Origin of the sequence: Marichromatium sp. PS1 (genome assembly GCF_041155115.1) — a bacterium.
Lineage (GTDB): Bacteria > Pseudomonadota > Gammaproteobacteria > Chromatiales > Chromatiaceae > Marichromatium > Marichromatium gracile.
Map to the genome: position 1 here is coordinate 1 of NZ_BAAFHB010000008.1, position 17834 is coordinate 17834.

19 protein-coding genes and 4 pseudogenes are annotated in these 17834 nt (G+C 60.6%); 7 read left to right on the top strand and 16 right to left on the bottom strand.

The annotated features are described in order from the left end of the window. Together ACAM26_RS16760 and ACAM26_RS16765 are read right to left on the bottom strand one after the other, a co-directional pair. Positions 1-427 (bottom strand): hypothetical protein (locus ACAM26_RS16760; RefSeq protein ID WP_369614172.1); only part of this gene is annotated, 427 nt, incomplete at its 3' end. A 249-nt stretch (positions 428-676) separates the two neighbouring features. Beyond that, positions 677-877, bottom strand: a pseudogene (locus ACAM26_RS16765) (DUF4160 domain-containing protein); the annotation flags it as partial. Positions 878-1288: 411 nt separating this feature from the next. Here ACAM26_RS16765 and ACAM26_RS16770 point away from each other — a divergent pair. Continuing rightward, positions 1289-1591, top strand: coding sequence for a helix-turn-helix domain-containing protein (locus ACAM26_RS16770; protein WP_005221553.1), 303 nt, complete (start codon positions 1289-1291; stop codon positions 1589-1591). Then, entirely contained in the window at positions 1588-2838 is a 1251-nt protein-coding gene (locus ACAM26_RS16775; protein WP_369614173.1) for a type II toxin-antitoxin system HipA family toxin, read from the top strand. Before ACAM26_RS16770 ends, ACAM26_RS16775 begins: the two co-directional genes overlap by 4 nt. Before the next feature lie 77 nt (positions 2839-2915). On the opposite strand, the gene ACAM26_RS16780 is transcribed toward ACAM26_RS16775, so the two are convergent. The 3 genes from ACAM26_RS16780 to mobQ all read right to left on the bottom strand — a co-directional run bounded on the left by ACAM26_RS16780 (position 2916) and on the right by mobQ (position 6169). Next, the gene (locus ACAM26_RS16780; RefSeq protein ID WP_369614174.1) at positions 2916-3899 is read right to left on the bottom strand and encodes a S1C family serine protease; all 984 of its coding nucleotides are present in this window, start codon (positions 3897-3899) and stop codon (positions 2916-2918) included. Further along, positions 3886-4107, bottom strand: a complete 222-nt coding sequence (locus tag ACAM26_RS16785; RefSeq protein WP_369614175.1) for a hypothetical protein — start codon at positions 4105-4107, stop codon at positions 3886-3888. The genes ACAM26_RS16780 and ACAM26_RS16785 overlap by 14 nt, the downstream gene beginning before the upstream one ends. Before the next feature lie 67 nt (positions 4108-4174). Then, positions 4175-6169, bottom strand: coding sequence for a MobQ family relaxase (mobQ, locus tag ACAM26_RS16790; protein WP_369614176.1), 1995 nt, complete (start codon positions 6167-6169; stop codon positions 4175-4177). 218 nt (positions 6170-6387) lie between these two features. Here mobQ and ACAM26_RS16795 point away from each other — a divergent pair, with 218 nt between their 5' ends. From ACAM26_RS16795 to ACAM26_RS16805, 3 genes are read left to right on the top strand one after another with little or no spacing between them, the layout of a single operon-like run. Next, positions 6388-6699 carry a mobilization protein gene (locus ACAM26_RS16795; protein ID WP_369614177.1) on the top strand — a complete coding sequence of 104 codons (312 nt, stop codon included), beginning with the start codon at positions 6388-6390 and terminating at the stop codon, positions 6697-6699. Between the two features lie 32 nt (positions 6700-6731). Next, the gene (locus ACAM26_RS16800) at positions 6732-9278 is read left to right on the top strand and encodes a type IV secretory system conjugative DNA transfer family protein (protein ID WP_369614178.1); all 2547 of its coding nucleotides are present in this window, start codon (positions 6732-6734) and stop codon (positions 9276-9278) included. Between the two features lie 14 nt (positions 9279-9292). After that, the gene (locus ACAM26_RS16805) at positions 9293-9661 is read left to right on the top strand and encodes a hypothetical protein (RefSeq protein ID WP_369614179.1); all 369 of its coding nucleotides are present in this window, start codon (positions 9293-9295) and stop codon (positions 9659-9661) included. Positions 9662-9826: 165 nt separating this feature from the next. On the opposite strand, the gene ACAM26_RS16810 is transcribed toward ACAM26_RS16805, so the two are convergent. From ACAM26_RS16810 to ACAM26_RS16860, 11 genes and pseudogenes are all read right to left on the bottom strand, one after another. After that, a complete protein-coding gene (locus ACAM26_RS16810) occupies positions 9827-9997 on the bottom strand; it encodes a hypothetical protein (RefSeq protein ID WP_369614180.1) in 171 nt (56 codons plus the stop codon). Positions 9998-10790: 793 nt separating this feature from the next. Then, complete coding sequence (locus tag ACAM26_RS16815; protein WP_369614181.1) at positions 10791-11972, bottom strand: replication initiator protein A; 1182 nt, start codon at positions 11970-11972, stop codon at positions 10791-10793. Positions 11973-12032: 60 nt separating this feature from the next. Further along, a complete protein-coding gene (locus ACAM26_RS16820) occupies positions 12033-12248 on the bottom strand; it encodes a chromosome partitioning protein ParB (protein WP_369614182.1) in 216 nt (71 codons plus the stop codon). Positions 12249-12268: 20 nt separating this feature from the next. Beyond that, positions 12269-12898 (bottom strand): ParA family partition ATPase, encoded by a 630-nt coding sequence (parA, locus tag ACAM26_RS16825; RefSeq protein ID WP_133484300.1) that lies wholly within the window; start codon positions 12896-12898, stop codon positions 12269-12271. Between the two features lie 214 nt (positions 12899-13112). Further along, positions 13113-13226, bottom strand: a pseudogene (locus ACAM26_RS16830) (conjugal transfer protein TraD); the annotation flags it as partial. A 14-nt stretch (positions 13227-13240) separates the two neighbouring features. Then, complete coding sequence (locus ACAM26_RS16835; protein WP_369614186.1) at positions 13241-13471, bottom strand: recombinase family protein; 231 nt, start codon at positions 13469-13471, stop codon at positions 13241-13243. Then, positions 13457-13696: pseudogene (locus ACAM26_RS16840) on the bottom strand (recombinase family protein); the annotation flags it as partial. The pseudogene ACAM26_RS16840 and the gene ACAM26_RS16835, both read right to left, overlap by 15 nt. Next, the gene (locus ACAM26_RS16845) at positions 13630-13992 is read right to left on the bottom strand and encodes an ISAs1 family transposase (protein WP_369614183.1); all 363 of its coding nucleotides are present in this window, start codon (positions 13990-13992) and stop codon (positions 13630-13632) included. The pseudogene ACAM26_RS16840 and the gene ACAM26_RS16845, both read right to left, overlap by 67 nt. 18 nt (positions 13993-14010) lie before the next feature. Continuing rightward, positions 14011-14232: a transposase family protein gene (locus tag ACAM26_RS16850; RefSeq protein WP_369614184.1), complete on the bottom strand. Its 222-nt coding sequence runs from the start codon at positions 14230-14232 to the stop codon at positions 14011-14013. A gap of 224 nt (positions 14233-14456) precedes the next feature. Then, positions 14457-15419 carry a hypothetical protein gene (locus ACAM26_RS16855; protein WP_369614185.1) on the bottom strand — a complete coding sequence of 321 codons (963 nt, stop codon included), beginning with the start codon at positions 15417-15419 and terminating at the stop codon, positions 14457-14459. Positions 15420-15668: 249 nt separating this feature from the next. Next, positions 15669-15869 (bottom strand): annotated as a pseudogene (locus ACAM26_RS16860) (DUF4160 domain-containing protein); the annotation flags it as partial. Positions 15870-16280: 411 nt separating this feature from the next. On the opposite strand from ACAM26_RS16860, the gene ACAM26_RS16865 reads away from it, so the two are divergent. Both ACAM26_RS16865 and ACAM26_RS16870 read left to right on the top strand, forming a co-directional pair. After that, entirely contained in the window at positions 16281-16583 is a 303-nt protein-coding gene (locus ACAM26_RS16865; protein WP_005221553.1) for a helix-turn-helix domain-containing protein, read from the top strand. Next, the gene (locus ACAM26_RS16870; protein WP_369614173.1) at positions 16580-17830 is read left to right on the top strand and encodes a type II toxin-antitoxin system HipA family toxin; all 1251 of its coding nucleotides are present in this window, start codon (positions 16580-16582) and stop codon (positions 17828-17830) included. The genes ACAM26_RS16865 and ACAM26_RS16870 overlap by 4 nt, the downstream gene beginning before the upstream one ends. Positions 17831-17834: the final 4 nt, after the last annotated feature.

Consider the following 17834-nt stretch of genomic DNA (forward strand, 5'->3'; position numbering starts at 1 on the left):
GCCGCTTCAGATGCTCACTGGGCTGCTCTTGCGCAACGTCGCTGAGAATGCTTGCGCTCGCACTCAATTCACACCGCACAACGCCCTCATAGCGACCGATGGATAATGCGATGTCCGCCAGGAAGAATCGACGCTTTACGGGGTAGTGTCGTGGATCTGCGATAGAGCCATCTGCTCGTCGTTCCTTGAAAATTTCTGTCGAAGGAAGAGATGAATCCTGCCGCAGCGTTGCGATTACACCAGCAACGAGATCTTCGTCTGCCCTAGCTCTCCAGCTCGCGTAGTTCTGTGATCCGGATGCCTTCGCCAGCATGTTCAAGAGTTGCACATGGGTGGGAGTACGCCCATGCGTTTCAAGTTGCCTCAGAAGAGACTTGGCTAGCGCGGAGATGTCATCGTGGTAGTAGGCAAAAGCGGTCTTCGCCATGATCGATTACCTCAATATCACGACAGGCTTCATCTTGTGCCGATGTGCAGTAGCCCCGCTTCCACCATGCCCGTCATGAGATTGGGTAATGGGGATGTGATTCAGAAGCAGGTTTAGCGTCCTTGGAGACCAAGGTGGGGCGTCTAGGTGAACTGCTGACCTTACATAGATGTTAGCAGAACAAAAGCCGACGTCATAGCTTGAGCGGTTGGATGCCCTCCCACCCGAACGGGGCGGGTGGGGCCATCATCATTTCAGCAGCGCAATCGTCTTCGGCGGTGTGCTGTTCTGGCATCGTTCCCAGTTCTCCATCAGTTCGTCGCGGTGCTCGAACGCCCATTCCGGGATCATTGCTTTCGCGCGTCTCGGCATCTGCCCTTCGAGCACTTCGAGGGTACGGATACAAACCAAGACCTTGTACTCGCCATAGTGCGCATGGAAGTGCGTGGGCTGATGATCGTTAAGTCACTCCCGACAACTTTGATACGTAATACGCCATGCTACATATCACGTACTAGTTTTTTGAGAAATCGACGCGCAACGCGGCGGTGAACTCGGGCGGGATAAAGGAGTTTATCCCGCCCAAGCCCCGATCAGCGCCGACCAGGGGCCGGGACGCGCCCTCGGCGAGGGGTCGGGGGCGCGGGCGATACGCTGGCGGTACAGTCGAGCGCCGCCAAACCGGGCAACTACCCCCTTGGCGTCCATTCACAAAAGCCGAAAAAGCGTTTAACGTCTTACAAAAAGAACGATATAAATATTTAAAATCCCTTCAGAGAACGCTATCATGGATATGGCAGACATGAAAAACCGGTTTTCTAGCCACTGAAAACCATCCAGACACGCGCCTGAGGCTTCATCATGAAATCCATCCGTGTCGAGCGCGCCCTCAAGAAGCTGGGCGCCGACATCCGCGATGCACGACGGCGCCGGCGCATCAGCACCGAGCTGATGGCCGAGCGCATGGGCGTTTCGCGCGGAACACTCAACCGCCTCGAAGCTGGCAATCCAAACGTCGCAATCAGCGCCTGGGCCTCGGCCCTGATGATTCTCGGTAAGCTCGATGCGCTCGCGGAGCTGATCGACCGGACAAAAGACCCGCTCGGGCTGGATCTTCTTGAGGAGCAGTTGCCGCAGCGCATTCGCGGAGGCCGGGTGCGGTGAGCACGTCCCTGGTTGTCACTTTGGATTGGCTGGGTGAGCGTCGGACGGTCGGCCAGCTCGATATCTTCACCAGCCAGCGGGGAACCGAGCGCTATCAGTTCACCTATGATCGAGACTGGTGCCGGGCGGGCTTCGCCATCGATCCCGACTTGGATCTCTTGCCAGGGATGCCCTTTCAGGCGAGCAAGCTGTGGGGCGCTTTCCAGGACATCGCCCCCGATCGCTGGGGGCGACTCGTCCAGGATCGGGTTCTCGACCGCTACCTGAACGAAAGCGATTACCTCCTGGGGGTCTCCGATCACATGCGGATGGGTGCCTTGCGATTGAGTCTTGCGGAGACTCCTGGAGAATTTCTGGCCCTAACCACAGACGTTCCAAAGCTGGTCCATCTACGAGCCCTGGAAGCCGCGATCGAGCGCCTGGAGCAAGGCGTACAGACCGATACCGACCTCGCGCTCCTCGCCCAGCCGGGCTCATCCCTCGGCGGCGCCCATCCCAAGGCGGCGATCGAGGACAAGGGAAAGCTCTATATCGCCAAATTTCAATCCCGGCTCGATACCGAGCGGGTAGGGGCCTGGGAGGCGACTGTGCTGGATCTCGCGGGAGCAGCGGGCCTGCGCGTGGCGAAGCATCGATTGCTCAACGCGAACGGTGAGCGACCTGTGCTGTTGGTGGAACGGTTTGATCGACAACAAGGAGGAAGGGTTCCGTTCGCCTCGGCCATGACCCTGGCTGCGCGAGACGAGCAGAGTGCGGACGCGGCAAGCTATCTGGAGCTGGCTGATGTCATCAAGGCGACCTCGGCCCAACCCAAGCTCGATCAGGTTGAACTGTGGCGACGCATGACCTTCAACGCTCTGTGCGGCAACACCGACGATCATCTGCGTAATCACGGCTTCCTACGCGAGCCCCAAGGCTGGCGGCTCTCACCGGCCTATGACCTCAACCCCGATCGCCATGCCCTCGACCGGCGCCGCCATGCCCTATCCTTCGATGGCGAGCAACGGCGACCTTCCCTTCAGTTGTGCCTTGATCTGGCGGACTACTTCGGGGTGGACAAGACCATCCAAGCGCATGCCTTGGGTGCTCTGGGCAAGGCCCTAACGTCTTGGCAAGATCTGGCCAAACATAACGGGCTACGGGGAGAGGAGATCAAACGGATGAGCGGAGCCTTTGAGCATGCGGATACTGAGCGGCTCCAGGCACTGACGGTCGCGAGCCGCCAGAAGCGCTCACGCGGGCGCTAGTGAGGAGATGTGGAAAGGCCCAAGGTTTGCGCACATTGCTAAATGCATACTCTGTGCCTGCTTGCGCTCTAATTCGGTTAGCCGCAAACATCGCCATTGGTCAGCGCATTGCAGCGTCCCATGACGGCATCCCAACGTTCAAGCTGTGCGGCCACGTCCAGAACGCGGCCAATCGGGACGGCCTGATTAAATGTCTGCTTTCCGAAGGAAACCATGCCCACAGCTTCACCCCTGGTATTGAAAACCAGCCCGCCGGAATTGCCGCCGATGATCGGCGCGGCAATCTGGAGCATAGGCCAGTCCTGGAACATGCCGGCGGCTGTGCCGTAGCGGCTCACCAGTCCGGCAGACAGTGAGAACCCCCAGCCCTGGGGCGCTCCGATCGTTGCCACTGCGTGGCCCTGGCGAGGCATGGCCGGGGCCACAGTCACCGGCTGGCCGGGTTCGCCCTCGATGTGCAACAGGGCCACGTCTTGGGATGGATCGACACCGACCACGCGGGCCGGTCGCCATTCGCCTGATGCCAGCTTGACGCGCACCGCCTCGGTGCCGCTGAGGACGTGCCCGGCGGTCGCCACCTGGTGGCCGTCACCGACCAGGAAGCCCGCGCCCATCGTGACCCATTCGCGTTCCTGGTCGCGCTTCGCCCATTCGGCTTTCCAAGCCCGATACCGGGTTAGCCAGGCGGTCGCCTGGTTGGTCTGTACGCCAGGGATAAGCCAAGCGCGATTGCTGCGGCCATCGCCTCGGGCATTCTCCAGCGTGGAAACCATGACCACGGACGGCGCGACACGCACGGCTACGGCGGCCCAATCAATGGCGGGGGAGTACGGGCGGGAGTCGAGCGGCAGCAGCTCGCCGGCTGCTCTGTCCGCGCTGGCCTGATCGTCGTTGGTCAGGTGGTCGCGCCATTGGCTGTCACTGAGGCGCTGCTGTGCGGCGGCCACAGCGTTGACGTTGGCCTGTGTGGTTACTAGGGCATAGCCAGCCAGGGGCAGGGCGACGCCTGCGGCGATGTAGGCGGCCAGAGCAGCCCGTCGCCAGGTCTTAACGCTGCTCATGCTGTGCGCCCTCCTGGTGGCCGATGTAGCCACGCATTTGCAGGCGCTCGCCGGTCTGGTCGCCAATCTGCAAGACCTGGACGTGTTGGCTGTAGGCGGTCTGGATCATCCAGCCGGCCAGGACAAGGGCAGCCAGGGCGGCAGCCAGGGCAATGCGATATTTCGTTAGATTGCGGCCGTCTTGGCCGGTAACATTGCGCTTAGTCATGATTCACCTCTGTGCAGGTGGATTGTGATTAGGTGTCCGGTTCGGTTGCCGCCGACCGGGCACCGCCTTAGCGGCCCCGACTCCTGTCGTTCTCGCGGTCGCGGCTCGCCTTCTGCTTGAAGCGTTCCAGAATCTCCCGCTTCTTCGCCTCCTTCGCCTGGTCGCCCTTCTCGTTGTCGCTGTTCAGCTCCTTGGCGAGTGCGGCGGCCTGGGTCTTGCCAGTCTGGGTTTCCTCGTACTGCTGTTCCGCGTTCGTCTCGCGCTGCATTCCGGCCAGTCGTCCGGCCTTGTCCAGCTCGTTACGCTCGGCCTTGTCGGCCTTCTCGCGGTTGGTGTCGATGCGCTGTTTCAGCTCCTCGATGCTCTCCTGTTTCATAGTGTGCTCCTGGTTTTTGCCTGTGCGGCGTTGGTCAATCTTCGCCCGCTGCGCTGCGATGCGGGCGGCCTTCTCTTTCTCGATAACCTGCTGGAAGTTCGCGGCCAGTTCCGGGCGTGCCTCGGCGGCCTTCTTCTCGGCCAGGCGTTCGCCTCGGGTCGGCTGCTCGTAGGGGCCAGCCTTGCGCATGTAATCCCCGATCAGGGTCAAGCGGCGTTGCAGTTGTGACCAGCGCCGTTCCAGACCAGACCGGAGACCACACCAGGCAGAAAGCGCCTGGTCGTGTGCGGCCTTCTTGAAGCTCGCAAGAAGGCCGGTCGGCTCGGCTGGCCGCTGCTGGTCGATAGCCTGCAACTTCCCTTCCTGGCGTTCCATCTGGCCCGCTGCGCGGGCGTGCAGAACCTTGGCCCGATTCACTATCAGAGTGAATTGCCGCGCCTTCTCGTTTTGCCATTCCTGCTTGATGGCGTCCGGGCTTGGGTCGTTGGCCGCGTTGATGGGTTCTCGGTCGGCCACGGCCCGGCGCAAAAGGTCAGCGTTTAGCTCGTGCTGGATCAGCTCGCGGGCGTTCGGCTTCTCGCCGGTCAGCCCATTGTCAGCCCGTCGCAGTGCGTGATCTGGTTCGGCTCGCTCGTGCTCCACGTTACGAGGAACATCACGCGGCAATAGCACTTCACTTCGTTCGGGGAAGCGAACCACACCGAGTTCGGACAGGTTCCGCAAGCGACCTCTTGCGAAGGCCGGCGGGACGTGTCCAGGGCGGCCAATGTCGGACTTACCGGCGAATCGTCCGGGTTTCTCTCCTCCTGCTCGGGTAACGCCTCTTGCAGTGACCCTGTCAGGCGTTCTATCTCGTCCATTTCCGTTGTTTCGCTCATAAGCTGCCCTCGCTGCCTCGATGCGCTGACGCGCCTCGGCAAAGTTGATGATCTGCGCGTTACGCTGGGCAATATCGCGCCCCTTGTCGCCGCGCTCTGTTCTGATTCCGCGCTGCTCCATCTGCACCACGTTCGGGCCAAGATGCACGGTCGGCAGGCGCTCAAGTTTGGCGGCCTGTTCGGTGTCGCCCCGCTCGATGGCTGCGGCCCGTTGTACCTCTAGGCTGCGGTAGTCGATGCGCTCCTGGCGGCCGGCATTCTCAAGATGCCGATTCGACATTTCCGCCCAGCGTTCCCGCCAATGGCTGACCTCTCCACTTTTCTGATCGTCCAGTTCGCGGGTCTTATCTTTGAAGCCTTCCGGCGTCAGTCGGCGGGTGCTGCAAAGGATGTGCGCGTGGTGGTTCCTGTGATCGCCTTCTTTGTCCGGCTCATGGATCGCAACATCAACGGCCATGCCGTGACGTTGCACAAGCTCGCAGGCAAATTCGCGCACCAATTCTAGGCGCTGCTCGCGGTTCATCTCCGCCGGCAACGCCACTTCAAATTCGCGGGCAACGGTCGAGTTCTTGCGCTTCTCGGCAAGCTCGGCCGCGTTCCAAAGCTGCTCACGCTGCGAGGCCCACGCGGGCGCATTTTCCGGCAGGAAAATTTCGGTGTGCTCAACACCACGCCGGCGGGTGTAGTCATGGACAAAGCCCGTCCGCTCGTCCATGACTTTTTCGCCTGAGCGATAGGCAATCGCCGCCGTAGCTGACCGGCCCGCGCTGCGGCTGATTGTCTTAACGCTAAGGTGAAAAATTGCCAACTCGCTGCCTCTTTTCTTTAGCGGCTAAAGTGCCGCGCTGCTTTTGCCAAGTTGCCGATTTCGGCAACGCGGAGGGCCGCAGGCCCGGAGGGGTTGTTAGGGCGAAGCCCTGACCGCACGCAAACGAAGTTTGCATAAGTGCGCCCTTCGCTTTGCTACGGGTTGCGTAATACCACCATCGTCGATAATATTCAAGCCTCATAGAAGGAGGAAGCACTATGGCAAAAACGACTAAGGACAAACTGGCACAACTGCTAGAAAAAGAATCCCAGCTCAAAGCGCAGATTCAGGCGCTGAAACAGCGCGAAGCTGAGGCCGAGCGCAAGAAGAATACTCGCCGAAAAATCCTTATTGGCGGCGCAGTGCTTGCCAAGGTGAAGCGCGGCGAGTGGCACATGAACCAGCTTCAAGACCTGCTCAATTCTGAGCTGAAGGCAGACCGAGACCGTGAATTGTTTGACCTGCCATCTCTGAATCAGAATCAGGCCACTGAAGCCCCCAGCGGCACGGGTGGCGGCAACCAGCCGTAACGCTGTTTTTTCAACCTGCACAGAGGTGAAAAATGACTGACATTTCTTGGTACTTAGAACGCGCATGGGCCAGCATTGTTGCTGTCCTGATTGGCGCGTTTTTGATTTCCGTGGCCCCGTCCGCTTCGTCCGCCACCTTTACGCGATGCACTCCGAGCGCGGACACTTGGGCCTTCACCAGCGACCCACAGGCACAGGAAAACGCCAGGCATCGCGAGGCGCTGCGCTGCGAAGCTGAAAACGCGGTGCTCGATTCTTGGGCCGCCAAACTGGCGGCATTGGATAACGCCAGGGAGCAAGCCAGCACGGCGGCTAATGCGGGAAACTGGGATGCCTTCCGGGCGGCCTTTGCCGAGGCAAAGGGGCCGCTTTTGGATATGCAGCAGGCGGCTACCGAGACACCCAGCGCCCAAGGTGCGGCGGCTGTCCGTTCCCTGTTCGGGCAAGACCTCAATTTCATGTTCCAGAATGTCGGTCTGCCGGCTCCGTCCTCCTTCGATGACGCGCTGGCAAAGATTGCCGAGGCCAGCCGGGCAGAGGGTCAGGAATCGAAAGCGGCCACCTTGGCCGTGTCGATCATGAATCAGGCCAGCGCACGCGGTGCGGAGTTCGTGATCGGCCTCAGCCGGGCAGCCGGTGATGAAGTGAAGGCCGAAACCCTGGCACAAAGCCGGGCCATCGCAGAGACTCGCCGGGATCGCCTAGAAGGCCGAACCGTTGATGGCTATGTGGGCGGCTTCTTAGATCGCGTCCTGACGGTTTGGAAGCCCTGGCTTCTCATGCTCCTGGTGGTGACGTTCTGCGGCTCCTGGTGGGCCACCAAGCGCAAGCTAAACCCGGTCACTGCCGGCGCTGCCGCTGGCCTCGCCTACATGGTGCCAGGCACCGCAATGGCGGGCGCGTTCGTGTTCCTGCCATTCCTGCCGCAGTGGTTCATGATCGCCGCCACTCTGGCCGGCACGTTCGCCACTTACCTTTTCGCCGGGCCGGTGTTTGGCTGGCTCGCTGATCGCGCTGGCAACACGCCAACCGCTCACCGTCTCAAGACCCTGGGCCATACACTGGAAAACCTCCGCGCCGGTCTCGGTGGTGCGCCTGCTTCGCCCTCGGCGAGTGTCGTTTCGCAAATGGCCGCGCCGGTCGCCACGCACGGTTCGGCACGCTGGGGAACGGCTACCGAGATTCAGGAAGCAGGCCACCTGGACAACTTGAAAAACCCGCCCAAGCAAACCGGCTTAGCACTGGCTCGCGTGACCGATACGCCGGCTGGCTTCGATCAGCGTTTCCGCTATGTCGGCCATGTGGTGACGATCGCCCCAAACGGCTCCGGAAAAGGCATTGGCGCAGTCATTCCGAACCTGCTGGAGTACCCCGGTTCCTGCCTGGTGCTCGACGTGAAGGGCGAGAACGCAGCCGTAACGGCTCGCGCTCGCCGGGAGCTGGGCCACAAAGTTTTCCTGGTCGATCCGTTCGGCGTGAATGGCCCCGAGTGTGCCGCGTTCAACGTCCTGGATCGGCTTGACCTCTCGGATGCAGATTGTGTCAGTGAATCGGCCATGCTGGCCGACTCCCTGGTAATTTCGGACGCCAAGGGCGGCGGGGAACATTTCGACGAATCGGCTAAGACTCTACTTCAAGGGATGATGCTGCACGTTGCCAGCCTCGACGATCCAGCCAACCGCCACCTGGGCGAGTTGCGCCGGCTGCTGACCGCTGACGAGGAAACTTTCCTCGCCACCTTGGCCGAAATGGCTACCGATGAAAGCTCGGCGTTTGGCATCCCTGCCAGGGCAGCCAATACCATCATGGGCATGGCTGACCGCGAACGCGGTTCGGTGCTCTCGACCGCTCGCCGGAATACCTCGTTCCTGGATGATCCCCGGATCGTCGCGGCGCTGTCGCGCTCCGACTTCGACCTGACCGCTATCAAGTCGGATCTGATGACGGTCTATCTGGTCATGCCGGCCAACAAGATTGCCACCAATGCCCGGTTCGTTCGTCTGTTTGTCGGCTCGGTAATTGCCGCCATTACGGCATCGTCAAAGCAGCCACCGCACCGCGTGACCTTCATCCTGGATGAGTTCGCCCAGCTTGGCTACATGAAGGCCATCGAGGAGGCCGTTTCACTCATGCGTGGCTATGGCCTAGCGTTCTGGGTGTTCCTGCAAGACCTCTCCCAGCTCAAGGGCGTGTATCCACGTTGGCAAACCTTCATGGCAAACAGTGCCAAAGTGTTTTTCGGAACGGATGACTACGACACCGCGAAATACGTCAGCGACTCGCTGGGCCAGGCCACCATCGAATATGAGACCCACAACAAGGGCAAATCGACCGGCGGGAACTTTGGGGGCAGTGATGGCAGCGGTAGCAGCTTTGGCCGCAATAGCGGCAGTTCGAGCGGGATTAGCCAGCAACTTACCGGCCGGAACCTGCTCACGCCTGACGAGGTGATGCGCCTCGGGCCGGAACGGCCGATTGTCCTGGTCAAAGGTGAATACCCGTACCAGCTCGCCCGACTCAATTACCTGGTGGATGCTGAGTATGTGGGCAAGTCCGACCCTAACCCTTACCACAGCTAAGGGGGAATGCCTGCATGATGCTGGTCCTTGGGTTGCTGCTTACTCTTGGTTTGGGCTTTTGGTTCGGCCGTCGTCTCGGGCCTGCGCTGGTGGCCGCTGTCATGGTCATGGCTGCACCGCTCTGGCTGGTCGGGGGGTTCGTCCTCGATCTGCTGCGCAAGCTGCCCGCCGGTATCCGGTGGGCTTGGTTCGCCCTGCTCCGGGCGCTGGGTGTCCTGGCCGTGCTGCTGCTGACCCCGTTTGTGTTCGTGTGGGCGTTCCTGGCTGAACTGTTCCGGCCGAAGCATCAGCCGCCGACCCCAATTCAGTCAGCCACCGAACGGACGGCCGAAGTCATCGACCTGGTCGCCTGGCGTCGCCGGAAGTCAGAAACAAAAGAGTAGAAGCGCAAAAACTTAAAAACTCAAATGAGTTTAGCGGCTAAAATACCGTGCCCCTCAAGTGTCAATATCAGGCCCGCCATGTGCGGGCCTTTTCGTGCGCTACCTTCAACTGTCTGGCTCCCGCGATGGTGCCAGGGGGTTTTATTGACACTTGAGGGGCGGGCATCACTCCCCGCCTTTCTTTCTGGTGCTCGCTGGCTTGCTTTCGGCCGGGTTGATCCGGGCCAGCAACGCGGCGGCCAGCCGGGCGGCTTCCTCGCGGGCCTTGCCGGCTTCTTGGCGTGCCTGAGCGGCGGTTATTCGCTCGGCTATGCGCTGCTCCTGGGCGGCCGCCACCTGGTCGCGGATCGGCCCAGCTCCGGCCCCTGGGAACCCGTCCGAACATACCGACTGCATAGAACACCCGTAGAGGCGTTTTCAGGGGTGGGGTAGACCCCTTGGCTGACCGCTTCCGCGTCGTGTGGCGCGATTCTGGTGGTTCCGGCTCTGCCCCGGTGCATAGATCGTTGCAGCGGCTTCCCGCCCCCTCTCTTGGCGTTCAACCTTATGGCCTTGCAGGCGGCGCAGTTGTTCAGGATGGGCCCAGGCGGTGGGCTTGCCTCGATTCCTTACTGACAAACCCTTAGCGGACTTTCAGGCAGCGCAGGGGCTTGGCTTGGGCTGAGGGGGTGGAGCTGGCACCGTCGCGGCAAGCCGCGACTTGGTAAGAGTCACTGGCCGCAGGCCAGGCATTTTTGAGCGGCTACCGGCCGCGATAGGCCGACGCGAAGCGGCGGGGCGAAGGAAGCGAAGCGACCGAAGGGCAGGCGTGCCGATAGGCACTTTTAGGCAGTCGGTTTTGCTTGCAGGGCTGGGAGTTGTCCACAGGCTGAGGGGTTTTAAGAAGTTTTTTTAGTTTTAAAGAGTTTTAGGGGGCGAAAACCCTATTTTTCTCTTTATAAATCAATAGCTTAAAAATTTTCCTGGTTCCTAATGTACGGAATCCGGTTCCTAATGTACGGAATCCGGTTCCTAATGTACGGAATCCGGTTCCTAATGTACGGACTATCCACAGGCTGAGGGGGCAAGGGATCGGAAAGCCGCTTAAGGGCATATTGCCCTAATGGTCTGAGCCGGTTTCCTCCGTACATTAGGAACCCGCCTCCCCGGCCTTCCGCTGTTTTCGAGCGTAAGACAGTGCCTCTGTGTTGGCAGCCGAAAGCTCCATGCCGTTGTCGATCAGTTGCTGCCGGTACTCCAACGCGCCCAGCCCTTCCAGATCGGCCAGCCATGCCCGATTCGTCATCACCAGAAGCGGCCCGTTTTGCCCCTTCTGTTCCTCCAGGTGATATTCGGGCAGGTCGTTGGCCTCGATCAGCTTCCGCAGCGTAAAGGCAAATTTCTTGAGCGCTCCGGCGCTGCCGCTGCGCTCGTAGAGGGTCTGGAACGCCCACACGGCTTGATCCTTGCCGGCTGCCCTCCGGGCTTGCCGGTAGATGTACCGGCCAATGCCTGGCTCGATCAGGAAGTAATCGGGATGCACGGCGAGAACGTCCGGGTTCTTGCCTTCCGTGACCTCCTGGTGAATCCACCTCGGGGCCTCGATCTCGACAGATGCAATCTTGCCGTTGTCGGTGCGGGACAAGACCTTGTAACCGCTTATCAGCCCTTCCGCCTCAACCTCTCGCATCATCCTCTTACCGTTGGGGGATAGCCGCTCACGCACGTTCTTGATGGATGTGCCCTTGAGTCGATCAAGGGCACCTTCTATTTCGCTGGCTTGCTTGCCACCATCACCACGTCGGCAGAACTTGAGAATGTCGCTTATATGAGGCCGGTAGATGCGGCCCGGTTTGTCGCCCTTCCCTTCCCGATAGCGGTTCATGGCCTCCGTCATGTGCGAGACCATCATCAGCACCAGGTCGTAATCCCACACACTGGCCATGCCGTAAGGCCCTGCCGTAACTTCAACGTAACCATCTGGCAGGTCATAGCGGATCACCTCACCAGCTCGCTTGTCTCGCTTGGACAGGCGGAACACGGCCACGTCCATAACGCTGCGACTGTCGCGGGTGCCCACGTCATAGAGTGTTGGCACGAAAAAATCAGGCAGGCAGTCAGCGGCCGGCGGCTTGCGGATATTCGGGCGGGCCTGCTCGGCCTCCTGTTGCTTGCGCAACCTGGCGGCCGCGTCTGCCCATGACTCACCGGGGCGGGCCTCGTCCTCGATGCGGCGCTGATTGCTGCGCTCGCGCATCTTCTGAACCCGGTCTATCAGGTCGTCACCGACAACGCAGCCGATGGGCTGCGGCCCTTGGGGGCGTTTGGTCATGGGCTATTCTCCTTTAGCCACTAAAACGTAAATGAGTAAAAGCGCCTTTACTCTTCTACTCTACGCCTCCGGTAGTTGCTCGACGTAATCGGTCAGAATCTCGGTGATGGTCTTGCCATGACTGGCGGCATAGACCTTCAACTTGGTGTGCAGGGTTGCGGAAAGCTGGAAATTGACCCGCTTCATGCTGGCCTCGTCGGCCAGGCTGGCGAGGGTGGCGGCTTTGTTCCTGGTCGCGCTCGGGCGGCCTGCGGTCAAGGTTCCGGGTTTGCTCATTTGCGTTAATCCTCAAAAGCTCAAATAAGTTTGTGTTTCAGTTCAGCCGCCAGGGCGCGAACTTCGGCGGCGGCATCGCCGGCCGGTTCGGCCTCCATGACGGTCGTACCATTGGCCGCGGTGCCTGGGTAAACCACGCGCTGGGTAATGCGCGACTCCAGAACAGGCAGGCCATAGCCGGCCAGCGCCTCGGCCACCTCTGCGCCGATCTTGGTGCCCTTGATGGCACGCGACACCACAAAGGCGGCCTGTAAGCGGCCGTCTGTGACCTCGATCCGCTGCTTGACCAGCTCCACCAGGTCAGCGGTCGCCCAAATATCATAGGGGCTAGGCTGAACCGGAATCAGAACGAAGTCGGCCGCTTTGATGGCTGACACGGCCAGGTCTGCCGCCTGGGGTGCGCCGTCGATCACCACAAAGTCTTTGCGGGCGACGTTCTTCAAGTCCCGGTCAATGGTGGGGCGGTCGATGCCGACCACGGTCAGGGGTTGATCCTCGCGCACGGCAGCCCAGTCGCGGGCGCTGCCCTGCGGGTCAGAATCGACCAGCAGAACATCGGCCCCGTCCAGTTGCAGGGCGCGGGCAAGGTGGGTGGCAATGGTCGTTTTTCCTGACCCGCCTTTCTGGTTCAAAACAGCGATGACGTGCATGGCATGCTCCTTGCATCTTTGTTGGTTTACTCAAAGCATCATACCGCAAAATACAAATGAGTAAAGACGTTTTTACTTATTTGCGCTCCTTCCTCCGACGGGCCAGCTCGGCACGCGTCCAGGCCGCTGACTCGGCCATGTCTCGCCGCAGCTCGGCCATTTCGTCAGGCGTCAGCGGGCGCACGGCGGCCCCTTCGTCCTGGTGGCGGGTGATGGCTTCGGCCACGGTCTCGCCTTCGCGTAGTCCGTACAGCTCGCGGGCGTTGGTGGTGGAAATGAACGCGGGCAGGTCGTTGGATGGGCCTTCGTCGTCCAGGAAAGCCGGCTCGTCGTCGTGGTGAGTCATTGGGTGGTCTCCTTGTTCAGTACGCGGTACATGGTCGAGCGATGCACACCCAGCAGGGCGGCCACCTCCTTGACGGTGCGGCCATCCTGCTCGATCAGCTCGCGGGCGTGCTCGATCTGCGCCGTGGTGAGGGTAGGGCGGGGGCCAAACTTGACCCCGCGCCGTTTGGCAGCCTCGCGGCCGCTCCTGGTGCGGTCGATGATTAGGGTTCGCTCGAACTCGGCAATGCCGGCGAATACGGTCAGCACCATGCGGCCGGCAGGGGTCGTGGTATCGGCTCACGGCTCGGCCAGGCTGTGCAGGCCAGCGCCGGCCGCCTGGATGCGCTCGGCAATGTCCAGCAGGTCGCGGGTACTCCGGGCCAGTCGGTCGAGCCTGGTCACGGTCACAACGTCACCGGGTCGCAGGTGATCGAGCAGGCGGGCCAGCTCCGGGCGGTCGCGTGCTGGCACCCCATCGCATCGACGGTGACGATGCAGCCTTCCAGCTGCAGCAACTCCAGCAGTGCGGGGATGGCGGTGATCTCGTTGGAATTGGCCGCCGTGGCGACCTGGGCGAGCACCACCCGGTTGGTACTCGCCCAGGCCGTCACCAGATGCAGCGGTGCCAGACCCTTGCCCCGGTCGTAAGAATGGCGCAGCTGCTTGCCGTCGATGGCCACCACCTCGCCCGGGATGACCGTGCGGATCGACTCGACCCAGGCGCGGAAGCAGCGCTCGAAACCCTCGGGGTCCAGCAGCCCGAACACGCGTCCAAAGGTGTCGTGCTAGGGGATGCCGTTGGGCAGCGCCAGGAACTGCTCCAGCCACTCCTGCTTGGCCTCGCCGAACCAGGCGATCTCCGTCCAGCTATCGGCCCCGCACAGCGTCCCGGCAACAGCGATCACCACCATATCGCTCAGCAGATGCCGGTGCTTGGTCGGACAGCGTGGATCCTCGAGGATCGAGAAGTGGGCGACCAGGGAGATGTCGATCGGTGTCTCGGACATCGGCAGCGGGCCTCTGGGTGTAGGGATCAGGAGGCCTGAGTGTCGCTGACCGATGCGGACTTTATCCAACAGAATTTGCTAATGCTTTGATGCGATAGCCCTGGGGGCTCGGTACGCCCATTGGCCTCACTGTTTCGACGGGAGGTGGGCAGATCTTGTGGCCGTCTCTGCATTCACATCTGTGATTTTTCGAGAGGGACGTCCGCTGTCCCCCAAGTCACTCGCTAAGCGACTACCGAGAGGCGCTCGCTAATGTCCTTTGGAGCTTCAAGCAAGAGACGCCAATGGTACGGTGCCTTCGCAGAGTAAAGACCGCGCCTTGCGCTCTCCCAGTTAGTGCTACTGATCCTTTTGCCGGTTGATGCTGAGCGAATCAAGCCAGCCAAGAACCCGAGTTTCTCGCGATTCCACGCATACATGAACATCTCCCCACTAGACTCGACAAAGCTATCGAGGTAGTCGGCTATCTCCCGAGCAATACCAGGATTTCTAGCGAACATGGCATTCGGAGAGTCGTGCTTCATCACATTCCAAAGCAACTCCTTAGTCTCGTCGAATTGCGCAGAGCACACACGTGCCCTGTCACACTCCAACCTGAGCTTCGCGCCTAGGGCTTTGCTGATACGTACCTGCTCCACGACCCGATCCGTGATATCGCTGGTGTCCGTGGACAGGTAGCGATCTAGATTGATCTCAACCGATCCGATGACGGTCACCGGAAGATCATCTTCCATCCTCTCCTTCAGGGCACGTAAAGCCAGCCGCTTCAGATGCTCACTGGGCTGCTCTTGCGCAACGTCGCTGAGAATGCTTGCGCTCGCACTCAATTCACACCGCACAACGCCCTCATAGCGACCGATGGATAATGCGATGTCCGCCAGGAAGAATCGACGCTTTACGGGGTAGTGTCGTGGATCTGCGATAGAGCCATCTGCTCGTCGTTCCTTGAAAATTTCTGTCGAAGGAAGAGATGAATCCTGCCGCAGCGTTGCGATTACACCAGCAACGAGATCTTCGTCTGCCCTAGCTCTCCAGCTCGCGTAGTTCTGTGATCCGGATGCCTTCGCCAGCATGTTCAAGAGTTGCACATGGGTGGGAGTACGCCCATGCGTTTCAAGTTGCCTCAGAAGAGACTTGGCTAGCGCGGAGATGTCATCGTGGTAGTAGGCAAAAGCGGTCTTCGCCATGATCGATTACCTCAATATCACGACAGGCTTCATCTTGTGCCGATGTGCAGTAGCCCCGCTTCCACCATGCCCGTCATGAGATTGGGTAATGGGGATGTGATTCAGAAGCAGGTTTAGCGTCCTTGGAGACCAAGGTGGGGCGTCTAGGTGAACTGCTGACCTTACATAGATGTTAGCAGAACAAAAGCCGACGTCATAGCTTGAGCGGTTGGATGCCCTCCCACCCGAACGGGGCGGGTGGGGCCATCATCATTTCAGCAGCGCAATCGTCTTCGGCGGTGTGCTGTTCTGGCATCGTTCCCAGTTCTCCATCAGTTCGTCGCGGTGCTCGAACGCCCATTCCGGGATCATTGCTTTCGCGCGTCTCGGCATCTGCCCTTCGAGCACTTCGAGGGTACGGATACAAACCAAGACCTTGTACTCGCCATAGTGCGCATGGAAGTGCGTGGGCTGATGATCGTTAAGTCACTCCCGACAACTTTGATACGTAATACGCCATGCTACATATCACGTACTAGTTTTTTGAGAAATCGACGCGCAACGCGGCGGTGAACTCGGGCGGGATAAAGGAGTTTATCCCGCCCAAGCCCCGATCAGCGCCGACCAGGGGCCGGGACGCGCCCTCGGCGAGGGGTCGGGGGCGCGGGCGATACGCTGGCGGTACAGTCGAGCGCCGCCAAACCGGGCAACTACCCCCTTGGCGTCCATTCACAAAAGCCGAAAAAGCGTTTAACGTCTTACAAAAAGAACGATATAAATATTTAAAATCCCTTCAGAGAACGCTATCATGGATATGGCAGACATGAAAAACCGGTTTTCTAGCCACTGAAAACCATCCAGACACGCGCCTGAGGCTTCATCATGAAATCCATCCGTGTCGAGCGCGCCCTCAAGAAGCTGGGCGCCGACATCCGCGATGCACGACGGCGCCGGCGCATCAGCACCGAGCTGATGGCCGAGCGCATGGGCGTTTCGCGCGGAACACTCAACCGCCTCGAAGCTGGCAATCCAAACGTCGCAATCAGCGCCTGGGCCTCGGCCCTGATGATTCTCGGTAAGCTCGATGCGCTCGCGGAGCTGATCGACCGGACAAAAGACCCGCTCGGGCTGGATCTTCTTGAGGAGCAGTTGCCGCAGCGCATTCGCGGAGGCCGGGTGCGGTGAGCACGTCCCTGGTTGTCACTTTGGATTGGCTGGGTGAGCGTCGGACGGTCGGCCAGCTCGATATCTTCACCAGCCAGCGGGGAACCGAGCGCTATCAGTTCACCTATGATCGAGACTGGTGCCGGGCGGGCTTCGCCATCGATCCCGACTTGGATCTCTTGCCAGGGATGCCCTTTCAGGCGAGCAAGCTGTGGGGCGCTTTCCAGGACATCGCCCCCGATCGCTGGGGGCGACTCGTCCAGGATCGGGTTCTCGACCGCTACCTGAACGAAAGCGATTACCTCCTGGGGGTCTCCGATCACATGCGGATGGGTGCCTTGCGATTGAGTCTTGCGGAGACTCCTGGAGAATTTCTGGCCCTAACCACAGACGTTCCAAAGCTGGTCCATCTACGAGCCCTGGAAGCCGCGATCGAGCGCCTGGAGCAAGGCGTACAGACCGATACCGACCTCGCGCTCCTCGCCCAGCCGGGCTCATCCCTCGGCGGCGCCCATCCCAAGGCGGCGATCGAGGACAAGGGAAAGCTCTATATCGCCAAATTTCAATCCCGGCTCGATACCGAGCGGGTAGGGGCCTGGGAGGCGACTGTGCTGGATCTCGCGGGAGCAGCGGGCCTGCGCGTGGCGAAGCATCGATTGCTCAACGCGAACGGTGAGCGACCTGTGCTGTTGGTGGAACGGTTTGATCGACAACAAGGAGGAAGGGTTCCGTTCGCCTCGGCCATGACCCTGGCTGCGCGAGACGAGCAGAGTGCGGACGCGGCAAGCTATCTGGAGCTGGCTGATGTCATCAAGGCGACCTCGGCCCAACCCAAGCTCGATCAGGTTGAACTGTGGCGACGCATGACCTTCAACGCTCTGTGCGGCAACACCGACGATCATCTGCGTAATCACGGCTTCCTACGCGAGCCCCAAGGCTGGCGGCTCTCACCGGCCTATGACCTCAACCCCGATCGCCATGCCCTCGACCGGCGCCGCCATGCCCTATCCTTCGATGGCGAGCAACGGCGACCTTCCCTTCAGTTGTGCCTTGATCTGGCGGACTACTTCGGGGTGGACAAGACCATCCAAGCGCATGCCTTGGGTGCTCTGGGCAAGGCCCTAACGTCTTGGCAAGATCTGGCCAAACATAACGGGCTACGGGGAGAGGAGATCAAACGGATGAGCGGAGCCTTTGAGCATGCGGATACTGAGCGGCTCCAGGCACTGACGGTCGCGAGCCGCCAGAAGCGCTCACGCGGGCGCTAGTGAG

Bases quoted from the DNA above. Each gene is read 5' to 3' on its own strand.
- ACAM26_RS16770 (WP_005221553.1), top strand. From the start codon at position 1,289: ATGAAATCCATCCGTGTCGAGCGCGCCCTCAAGAAGCTGGGCGCCGAC.
- ACAM26_RS16780 (WP_369614174.1), bottom strand. From the start codon at position 3,899: ATGAGCAGCGTTAAGACCTGGCGACGGGCTGCTCTGGCCGCCTACATC.
- ACAM26_RS16785 (WP_369614175.1), bottom strand. From the start codon at position 4,107: ATGACTAAGCGCAATGTTACCGGCCAAGACGGCCGCAATCTAACGAAA.
- ACAM26_RS16795 (WP_369614177.1), top strand. From the start codon at position 6,388: ATGGCAAAAACGACTAAGGACAAACTGGCACAACTGCTAGAAAAAGAA.
- ACAM26_RS16800 (WP_369614178.1), top strand. From the start codon at position 6,732: ATGACTGACATTTCTTGGTACTTAGAACGCGCATGGGCCAGCATTGTT.
- ACAM26_RS16805 (WP_369614179.1), top strand. From the start codon at position 9,293: ATGATGCTGGTCCTTGGGTTGCTGCTTACTCTTGGTTTGGGCTTTTGG.
- ACAM26_RS16815 (WP_369614181.1), bottom strand. From the start codon at position 11,972: ATGACCAAACGCCCCCAAGGGCCGCAGCCCATCGGCTGCGTTGTCGGT.
- ACAM26_RS16820 (WP_369614182.1), bottom strand. From the start codon at position 12,248: ATGAGCAAACCCGGAACCTTGACCGCAGGCCGCCCGAGCGCGACCAGG.
- parA (WP_133484300.1), bottom strand. From the start codon at position 12,898: ATGCACGTCATCGCTGTTTTGAACCAGAAAGGCGGGTCAGGAAAAACG.
- ACAM26_RS16850 (WP_369614184.1), bottom strand. From the start codon at position 14,232: ATGTCCGAGACACCGATCGACATCTCCCTGGTCGCCCACTTCTCGATC.
- ACAM26_RS16855 (WP_369614185.1), bottom strand. From the start codon at position 15,419: ATGGCGAAGACCGCTTTTGCCTACTACCACGATGACATCTCCGCGCTA.
- ACAM26_RS16865 (WP_005221553.1), top strand. From the start codon at position 16,281: ATGAAATCCATCCGTGTCGAGCGCGCCCTCAAGAAGCTGGGCGCCGAC.